We start from the raw sequence: 9,445 nt of genomic DNA, 5'->3' as shown, positions 1-9,445 counted from the left end.
ATGAAATATATTATAATTTTTAGACTTGTCATATTTAATGTTTTTGTGTGTATTTTTAAAATAGAGTCAATTATCCCCTTTATACTTGTTGCTGGATTAGTAGGGCTTTATAAAGGTACAAAAACCGGTTCTGATTTTAAAAAGATATTTAATATTCATAAAGTCGAATTCTCTTTAAAAGAATCAAAAACTAGAATTGAATTATTAGGTGCCTTTATGCTCTCAGTCAGTACTGATATACTTTCAATCAAATACTACTTTTATGATGGCTTCTTAACTGAAAACTTCATTTATGTAGCATTCCACGTATTATACTCATTATTATTCGGTTTACTTTTGTTTAGGTTTCTATTTCTAAATATGTTTGAAAAAGATGAACCAATGAAAAATTAAGTGTATGCTCAAGTGGAAATGATAAAGCCCAAAACATAACGCTTTTGGGCTTTATCCATGTTGCATAAGTTTTTTGGTGAGGTTGCTTGTATGTAAGTACTGCCCGTGGAGCTTATGAAAGATTGTACTTGGATAATGCGCAGGGTGAAAACTGTTGTCTCTTTATTTGTGATTTTATCCTTTATACAATCTCCCTATCCGCCGTCTCATCTAGCTCCAAAGGTAAAAAGGCATATTCTCCATCCCTCATGATCTCACCTTTACGAACAGGGATCGGTGTATTGAAGAGCGGCCCATCAATTACTGTAGTATGGAATTCTCCGCCTTCTCCGCAAGGATCGATACCCCGCGCTACAAGCTCCTGCACGTATACATGGGTTAGCGTTCGACCTAAATCGTCCTCACGCATTCCAAGTGAAAGATTCACCGTTACAATCATCGTTTTAAATCCTAGATTTATGAACTCTTCTACAGCTTCACGATGATCCATTTCCCATAAAGGCATCCCAAGCTTTAATCCAGCATTCTTTGTAACCTTATCATTCCAACAGCCATGTTCAGGCATATCCAGGTCTCCAGTCACTAACACTTCGGCTCCTTGATGTTTAGCATCTTCTAAAAGGCGCATGAATGCTTTTTCATAATCTGTCCAACTGGCAGCTGCTGTATATACGGGCAAGCCTATGGCTTTAGCTTGGGCATGTATGAGTTCCGGAGGCATTCCATGAGATCTGGATCGTTTCCCTTCTTCCTCCAGCATGACAATCAGTCCCACCGCTTCCCCAACCTTCACTGCTTTATAAAGAGCTAAGACACTATCCTTTCCTCCGCTAAAAGAAGCTATAAATTTATGCCCGCGAGCACCATTCTTCCAATCCATTAATTCTGCCATTCATATCTTTCCCCTTTATTCTAATGACTTTTTTCACGAAGTCTGTTATAAGCTAAGTTTAAATAGCTCTATTTGTTTGATTTTATCACGATTGGACTTACAAATAAGATATTATTGCACCTGATACAAAAAAGTCTTGAAATTCCAATGATGAGAAAATAGAAGTATATCTCAAAGAAACCGCTTCATGTCTTCAGAGAAAAGGTAAGTGATACATTCAAAAACATCCACATGGGCTACACTGTCGTAGCAGGGGTCAAAACCCCTTGGTCTTTCTAAGATTGTGTTTTTGGTTATTGGTAAAATGGAGATATAAAAATATTACAACCCAACTACTTTAAGATATTTATTAAAGGGGGATTCATATGAAAAAGACCATTTGGACAATCATTTGACGATGCTGAATTTGTGAAGCTTTATGCGAAAACACCAAATTTCAGCGTTAGTGAAATTGGTAATGAGGAACCAGCTGTTTACGAGAAAAGCTACCGATTCAAATTTTTTAAAGCTCCATGTGATAAGCAAGATATTTTATGTCCAACTGTTCGTAAATACCTTTATAAGTATTCTTCTTAGTATTTTAATGGGTATTATAGTTCACATGATAACTATGTTTTTTGATAGGATTCAATATTATCTACTAACTGGCGAATGGCTTACTGCTGAAAAAATTGTTGGTACACTTATGGAGAGTAGTAAAAACATAAGTTTTTACAGCATTATCATGATTGGCTTTTCAGTGGCGATTAACCAAAGGGTAGTGTTGTTGTTCATAAAAGCAGCATTATTGAGCAACCTTTTTTATAAAATAGATTGTTAAAAACCTGTTGGATGTCCAACAGGTTTTTTCTAATCATAATCAAACATTACACTATATACAAACGGAGAAAAATTCCTTCATGTAATAGGAAGCAGGATGGTGAAGGTCGTTCCCTTTTCGGGTTCACCTTTCACGGAGATCGTCCCATCATGCATATCGATAATCTTTTTCACGATGGATAGCCCTAAGCCACTCCCACTTTTTGAGCGTTCCCTGGAGAGGTCTGCTTTATAGAATCGTTCGAAGATGTGAAATTGGTCTTTCTCTGAAATGCCAATTCCATTATCGGTTATCGTTATCGATGCTTGATCACCGATCTGTTGTAACCGAATCGTGATATTTCCATGATGATGGGTGAATTTGATGCTATTGTGTATTATATTGGTCCATACTTGGCTCATTAAATCTTTGTCTGCAAAAATTGAGATCTTTTCCAAAGATATATCCATTTCGAGTTCCTTTTCCAACCAAGTCGGTTCACAAGCCAAAATAATAGTTCGTATTTGCTGGTCGAGCCGGAAGCTTGTCCTTTCAAAAGGATGATGCTCGGATTCAAGAGATGTGAGCTTTAGAAGGTTATCACTTAATTTAGATAATCTCCTGCTCTCTGTCTCAATTATATGGAGATAATGATTTCGTTCTTCTATTGTCAGCTTATTCAATTGAAGCGCTTGGGCAAATCCAACAATGGAGGTAAGGGGCGACTGTATTTCATGTGAGACATTGGAGATGAATTCCTGCCGCATTTCTTCCATTTGTTTCAATTGATTAGCCATGTGATTGAAGTGGTTAATGATATCCGTCATTTCGTTTCTTTTATCCATTTTAAAATCCAATTGGACATTATAATCGCCATTGGCAATCTTCCTTAATGCATCAATGATTTCCAAGTAGATGTTGACGCGTTTATTGTGGTTGAAAGCATGGATCAGGTAACCTGTGAGCATCATAATCGCGATGCTGGTCATGATTGTAGTCAGATACTGGACATAATCAGATAGCCTTATAGGCAATAGCTGAATGATATAGTACCCAACTGAAAAACAAACTGAAATGTATGTCAAAAAGCCAAGTATTCGTTTAAAAAGGGGGGCATTCATTTCGTTAGCTCCAAACGGTAGCCCAATCCCCAAATTGTTCTAATCCGAAAGGGGAATTCTGATTCTGGAAAACGTTCTCTCACTCTTTTAATATGAACATCCACCGTTCGTTCATCCCCTTCATAGTCGTAGCCCCAAATGTCTTCAATAAGATCTTCCCTGGAAAAAGTTTTACCAGGATAGCTTGCTAATTTAAACAACACTTCAAATTCCTTTAGTGGAATTGTATATTCCTGTTCTTTAAATGACATTTCATGATTGTTGCGATTCATCTTTAATTCGCCAATATTTAATGTTTGTGAAATAGTGATTTTATATCGTTTTAATAATGCTTTTATTCTAAGAACCAATTCGATTGGTTCGAATGGTTTTACAAGATAATCATCTGCGCCGAGGCCGAACCCCTTTACTTTCTGTTTTGTTTCTCCTTTTGCAGTAAGCATTAAAATGGGGATATCACTAAATTCCCGTAACTCTTTGCATAATTCCCAGCCATCCATGTTAGGCATCATAATATCAATAACTGCTAAATCGATTTTCGCTTTTTCCATTAATTTCAATGCTTGCAATCCTTCTGAGGCAACATATAGATCAAATCCTTCTTTTCTTAACAAAAGTTGTATAAGTTCACGAATATGGGCATCATCATCGACAATTAATATTTTGGTCATCTTTTCTTTCCTTTCGGTGAATTAAGCTAGTTCAAGTTTGTGCAACTGCTGTTTTGCAAATTCGCGATATAATGAGTGTGTTTCATATAGCTCTTTATGGGTTCCGCTGCCTGTTATTTTCCCTTTTTCAAGGAAAATGATTTGGTCCGATCCAATAACTGTCGATAGGCGGTGGGCAATTACTATTGTTGTTCTCCCTTTCATTAAATCATTTAACGCCTGTTGAACGACATTTTCCGATTTGCTGTCTAGGCTTGAGGTAGCTTCATCAAGCATTAATATTTTGGGGTTTCGTAGAAATGCACGTGCGATCGCAATTCTTTGTCTTTGGCCGCCCGATAATTTCATGCCCCTTTCACCAACCTCTGTATCATATCCATTGGGAAGCTCGGAAATAAACTGATCCGCATATGCCATTTTAGCGACTTGATTTAATTCCTCATCCGTTATATCATGATCGATTCCATAACATATATTATCTCGAATTGTGCCTGATACAATAGGACTTTCTTGTGAAACATAACCAATCTGGCTTCTCCATGAAAGGAGCGTGAAATCATTTATGGATTTCCCGCCTATGGAAATGGAGCCTTGCTGTGGTTTATAGAACCGCTCAAATAATGAGAAAAGCGTCGTTTTTCCGCTGCCGCTTGGTCCGACAATTGCAGTGACCTTACCAGCTTCAACGTTGAAGCTTATATCTTTAAGTATTTGTTCTCCATTATTATAACTATAGTTCAGGTGATCCACGGTGATAGTTTGGCTTATATTTTGAACTTGCTCCAACGCATCTTCTTCCTCTACTGAATCCAAAATCGCAATGATACGTTCTGTAGCACCCGTAGCTTTTTGGAATTGCGTAAAGAAGCTGGCTAATTGAGCCATGGGCATGATAATTTGAAAAAGATACATAATGAATGCAACCAAAGCTCCAGCAGTCAGAGCTCCTGAAGAAACTCGCATTCCTCCATAACCTAAGATCAGTACGAGTAGTGCCATCATGACAAAACTCATTAGCGGTGCAATCAAGGCTTGGATTTTTGCTTCTTTTAGTCCAAAATGAAATAATTTATTGATCCCTTTTTTACCATTTTCATATTCTATTGTTTCTGCATTTGATGCTTTAACAAGACGGATTTCCGTCAGCACCTGTTGGAGTACGGAGGTGAAACTTGCTGTCTCATCCTGCATCCCTTTTGATATTTGATGCATTTTTTTTCCTAGTGGCATTAATATCAAAACAGAGAGAGGGATCGCAATGAACATCAACAATGTCATTTTCCAATCCAGTACAAATAACACAATCATGGAGCCTACAATGGAAATGATTCCGTTAACGAAATTAGAGAGGTGCTCCGAAATTAAACTTTTCACTACAGTTGTATCATTGGTCATTCGACTGACAGTTTCACCTGATGGATGTTCATCAAAATAATTCACGGGTAATACGAGTAATTTTCTCCATAGTTGATCCCGAATACCCGCTACTACAAATTGACCGATCCGATTTAATAAATAGATGGAAAATCCACTTGCCAATGCTTGAATGATTATGGCAAGGACGAGAAGTGTGATCCGTTCCGTGCTTAGTGAACTAAGGGAAAAATCATTAATTAGATTTTTTGTGAACAGCGGGACCATTAAACCTACACCTGTTGTACTTAAGCTTAATGCTAATGCAATCCCTATCATTAGTTTAGAAGGCTTCGTATGTTTAACCAAGCGGATGAATTGGCGCCATCCTATTTGCTTTTTTTCTTTTGACATATGTTCATACATCCTTTCATGATCTTTATTACAAGAGGAAGTATACAAAGAAGTTATGAATTGAATATGAACTTCTAAGTATCACTTAAATTTAGTTTGAGGAAATTTCCCTATAATGACTGGATCGTCTTTATTATGCCAGATAACCTGTTTTTGAAAGAATAAGATACAAAAAAAGTGAAAATATTCATGTAACGAAATGAAAGGGATCAAGAAAATGGGTCTAAAGGTTTATCTGTAATTTAGTTTTTATAAGGATGTTGATAATAAATACCTATAAATGCTAAATACTTACTACTTTTAACCGATTAAATATGAGGATACATAAAACAGTATAAGTTAGGTGGAAAACATGATTATTTTGAATGAGACCATTGTGTCACCAATTCTTCTAAAGGTGTTAGAGGAACAGCAAATTCCAGTACTGGGACAAGGGCAATGGGGAGAAACAATAACATCTGAAAAGCTGAACATTCAAAAAGATACAGAATTTTTCAAGTCCATGGAAATGGACCAAAGAATTCTTACAAACTCTGAAAATGGCATAACCTTATTAGGTCATTTTCAACCGAATAGCAATGAATACATATGGTCCAAGTTATTGAAAGACAAGAGTCAGGTGCGTAATTTAACGAGATCCTTATATCCTGATTTCCATTTCCAAGATATTGATCTATCGATAATAAGTGAATTGGAAAAAGAACATATACCGTTTCCGGTAGTTATCAAGCCGAATATTGGCTATTCAAGTGTAGGGGTGCACAAAGTCAAGAATGAACAAGAGTGGGATATAGCCGTAAGTCATTTAAAGCAGGATTTACTTCTGTCGGATGGATTGTATGACTCGGATGTGGTTGGTTCCCAGACCGTTTTAATAGAAGAGTGGATTCAGGGAGAGGAATATGCCATTGATGGCTACTACAATCAAGATGGTGATCCGATCATTTTGAATGTTTTCAAACGCTTATTCAAGGATGATTACGATACCTCCGATCGAATTTATTATACGTCGAAGATAGCCATTAAAGAGATCTATGATGATGCACTAAAGTTCATGAAGAATATTCAAACGCTTCTTCCTCTTAGGAACTACCCTGTCCATTTTGAAATTCGCAAAAAAGGAAACCGGGTGCTTCCTATTGAAATCAATCCCCTCCGTTTTGCTGGAGCGGGAACAACGGACCTAGGGTACCATGCCTATGGGATGAATATGTATGAACACTACTTTTTGGGTACCAAGCCCGATTGGAATCGGATATTGGAAGAGATGGATGATCACGTATATAGCTTTTTCTTTGCAGAGGTTCCACTGGAAATCAATCCGGAAGAGGTTGCTAGGATTGATCATGATGGACTTCAACAAGAATTTGAACATGTTTTGGAATATAGACAGCTTCCTTTTCAAAATGACCGGAGCATGGCAATCATCTTTTATAGAAGTGAGGATTTGAATAAGAATCTTCAATTGCTTCATTTGGATTTAATTCCATATTTAACTGTAAAGCATCTGACTTTTACCTAAGGAGGTCATGAGAATGAGATTTTCAAAGCTGAATCCTAAAAAATCTTTACTGGCAAAATTATTCTTGTTTTATATTATCCCATTCGTGCTTTTTGCAGGTGCCATGGGACTTTGCTTTTCCTATATTACCAATAAAATGATCAACGAGAATGTCCTTCCGCAATTCGATGAGCGTCTTTCTGAAAATGCCCGCAGTTTAGCATCAAGCCTCAATCCTACTTTGATAAACAATGCTTCGGTACGGGGAGAAGAGATTAAGCGGAAATTAGATGCCTTTGTTGAAAATAAAAAGGGCATTGAATATGTGTATGTATTGAAGCGGGAGAATGATACCGACATGATTGTAGCCTTGAATGGCAGCGAGGACTACATGGTGGAATCCCCGTTCACGCCAGAGCAGGCCAAATCGATAAATGGAAAAGAAGATGTATTAAGTAAAATATATAATGATAAGTGGGGTACACACAAGTCATACTTTACGCCAATTAAAGGGACGGACGCCATCGTAGGAATCGATATGGATGCGAAATTCATCAGTGAATTGAAAAGCAAAATGATATTCTATAATATTTTATTTCTCGCAAGTGCCATAATATTAGGTGTGCTATGTGCCGTTATCATCGGGAAAAGGATCTGGGGACCCGTTAATGAACTTGTTGGTTACACGAGTGAAATGGCAGAAGGGGACTTAAGTAAATCGATTCCAGTTAGTAGGCAAGATGAGATTGGTGATCTGTCAAATGGATTTGAGGATATGAGATTAAGTTTGTCCCATATCATTCAGAATGTCCGTGAACACGCTCGAACGATGAATCAAAGCACCGTGTCCATTCAACAATCCTTTGAAGAGATGGTGGAATCCTATGGTCAAATCGTAACAGGGACAACGGAAGAAGCAAAAGCCTCAGAGGAGCGTGCCCATCACATTGACCGGATTTCCAATATGATCAGTGATTTAACGGATACAATTCGTTTAATGAACGAGCAAACGAATAAAATGAATGAGTTTACTATACATACGAATGTACTTGCTGAACAAGGAAGTAAACAAGTGAAAGATGTAACGAGCCAGATGGATAAAATCATGGAAAACGGCCATGCGAATAAAGCCAATTTGGAGAGTCTGGAAGAGGATGTAGAGAAGATAAATGAAGTGATTGGTTTAATAAGGGTCATTGCTTCTCAAACGAACTTGCTGTCCTTGAATGCTTCCATTGAAGCGGCACGGGTGGGGGATGCCGGCAGAGGCTTTGCGGTAGTTGCTCAAGAAGTGCAAAAATTGGCTGTACAAACGGATGAATCGATAGATATCATATCGGAATCAATTACACGGATTAATGAACAAACCGCCAAAGTCATCCAAACCAATGATGAAAGTTTCCAGGATATTTTAAATGGCGTTTCTTTAGTGGAAAACAATGGCGAGATTTTCAATAAGATATTCGGATCCGTCGAGAAATTGTTGAAAGGCACAGAACAATTAGCTATCCATTCGAAAAAAATCAATGAATCATCTGATGAAAGTCTAGCATCCATTCAGGAAATTGCAGCAATCTCAGAAGAGGGTGTCGCAACAACTGAACAAATCTCTGCTGCCGCCATTCAACAAAGTTCCATAATGACTGGATTGAAGGAACAAAACGAAGAGTTGGCAAAAGAATCGGTCATATTAGAGGAAATGGTAGAAAAGTTCATTACGGAAAAATAAAATCTCAGATGTAAACATGTATAGAAACCATCTCGCTACCGTTGTTTTCGAAAGGTTTCTGTTTGTTGAAATGGAAGTGAGATGTCATGTATTTCAACAAGTTGTAACAGCTAGAGTCCACATTGGTTCTAGAATAATAGGTAAATGAATTTATAGAGTATTAAAAATTGCTTGAAAAAAGTTTACCCAAATGATTTGCAATCGCTACCATTTAATGTTATGCTTAGTCTTAATTATTTTTGTTCGGTACTAAGGATACTAAAAGTACTACTTTTCGTTTTCGATGATGACTTAGAGCAAGGATAGTAATACAATGTGCTAAGTGCACTAGGAGGCAACAACAATGGAACAAGGTAAAGTAAAATGGTTTAACGCAGAAAAAGGTTTTGGATTCATCGAACGCGAAAACGGAGACGACGTATTCGTACATTTCTCAGCTATCCAAAGCGAAGGTTTCAAATCTTTAGACGAAGGCCAAGAAGTTACTTTTGAAGTAGAGCAAGGTCAACGTGGACCTCAAGCTTCTAACGTTCAAAAAGCATAATTTCAAAAACAAATAAGGACAGACCCTT

8 protein-coding genes are annotated in these 9,445 nt (G+C 37.3%); 4 read left to right on the top strand and 4 right to left on the bottom strand.

Annotated features, from left to right (window positions below; translation table 11 throughout):
* Positions 1–393 (top strand): hypothetical protein (locus ACFWE9_RS06700; protein ID WP_377356138.1); only part of this gene is annotated, 393 nt, incomplete at its 5' end.
* A 181-nt stretch (positions 394–574) separates the two neighbouring features.
* Here ACFWE9_RS06700 and ACFWE9_RS06695 read toward each other — a convergent pair.
* From ACFWE9_RS06695 to ACFWE9_RS06680, 4 genes are all read right to left on the bottom strand, one after another.
* Positions 575–1,285 carry a Dph6-related ATP pyrophosphatase gene (locus tag ACFWE9_RS06695; RefSeq protein WP_230161251.1) on the bottom strand — a complete coding sequence of 237 codons (711 nt, stop codon included), beginning with the start codon at positions 1,283–1,285 and terminating at the stop codon, positions 575–577.
* Between the two features lie 897 nt (positions 1,286–2,182).
* Positions 2,183–3,205 (bottom strand): sensor histidine kinase, encoded by a 1,023-nt coding sequence (locus ACFWE9_RS06690; protein WP_377356136.1) that lies wholly within the window; start codon positions 3,203–3,205, stop codon positions 2,183–2,185.
* The gene (locus ACFWE9_RS06685; protein ID WP_230161247.1) at positions 3,202–3,876 is read right to left on the bottom strand and encodes a response regulator transcription factor; all 675 of its coding nucleotides are present in this window, start codon (positions 3,874–3,876) and stop codon (positions 3,202–3,204) included. Before ACFWE9_RS06685 ends, ACFWE9_RS06690 begins: the two co-directional genes overlap by 4 nt.
* A 21-nt stretch (positions 3,877–3,897) precedes the next feature.
* Complete coding sequence (locus ACFWE9_RS06680) at positions 3,898–5,643, bottom strand: ABC transporter ATP-binding protein (protein ID WP_377356134.1); 1,746 nt, start codon at positions 5,641–5,643, stop codon at positions 3,898–3,900.
* 352 nt (positions 5,644–5,995) lie between these two features.
* Here ACFWE9_RS06680 and ACFWE9_RS06675 point away from each other — a divergent pair, with 352 nt between their 5' ends.
* The 3 genes from ACFWE9_RS06675 (at position 5,996) to ACFWE9_RS06665 (ending at position 9,417) form a co-directional block, all read left to right on the top strand.
* On the top strand, positions 5,996–7,165 hold the full coding sequence (locus ACFWE9_RS06675) for an ATP-grasp domain-containing protein (RefSeq protein WP_230161243.1): 1,170 nt from the start codon (positions 5,996–5,998) through the stop codon (positions 7,163–7,165).
* Between the two features lie 13 nt (positions 7,166–7,178).
* Complete coding sequence (locus ACFWE9_RS06670) at positions 7,179–8,873, top strand: methyl-accepting chemotaxis protein (protein ID WP_377356132.1); 1,695 nt, start codon at positions 7,179–7,181, stop codon at positions 8,871–8,873.
* A gap of 343 nt (positions 8,874–9,216) precedes the next feature.
* Entirely contained in the window at positions 9,217–9,417 is a 201-nt protein-coding gene (locus ACFWE9_RS06665) for a cold-shock protein (protein WP_034304915.1), read from the top strand.
* Positions 9,418–9,445: the final 28 nt, after the last annotated feature.

This window comes from Peribacillus sp. NPDC060253 (genome assembly GCF_042727425.1).
In the GTDB taxonomy this organism is placed as follows: domain Bacteria; phylum Bacillota; class Bacilli; order Bacillales; family DSM-1321; genus Peribacillus.
Note: the sequence above shows the minus strand (reverse complement) of the source record. Positions and strands in the feature narration are given on the sequence as shown.

What these genes read in the sequence shown, in the direction of transcription:
- ACFWE9_RS06685 (WP_230161247.1), bottom strand. Translation starts at nt 3,876, where the DNA reads ATGACCAAAATATTAATTGTCGATGATGATGCCCATATTCGTGAACTT.
- ACFWE9_RS06670 (WP_377356132.1), top strand. Translation starts at nt 7,179, where the DNA reads ATGAGATTTTCAAAGCTGAATCCTAAAAAATCTTTACTGGCAAAATTA.
- ACFWE9_RS06690 (WP_377356136.1), bottom strand. Translation starts at nt 3,205, where the DNA reads ATGAATGCCCCCCTTTTTAAACGAATACTTGGCTTTTTGACATACATT.
- ACFWE9_RS06665 (WP_034304915.1), top strand. Translation starts at nt 9,217, where the DNA reads ATGGAACAAGGTAAAGTAAAATGGTTTAACGCAGAAAAAGGTTTTGGA.
- ACFWE9_RS06695 (WP_230161251.1), bottom strand. Translation starts at nt 1,285, where the DNA reads ATGGCAGAATTAATGGATTGGAAGAATGGTGCTCGCGGGCATAAATTT.
- ACFWE9_RS06680 (WP_377356134.1), bottom strand. Translation starts at nt 5,643, where the DNA reads ATGTCAAAAGAAAAAAAGCAAATAGGATGGCGCCAATTCATCCGCTTG.
- ACFWE9_RS06675 (WP_230161243.1), top strand. Translation starts at nt 5,996, where the DNA reads ATGATTATTTTGAATGAGACCATTGTGTCACCAATTCTTCTAAAGGTG.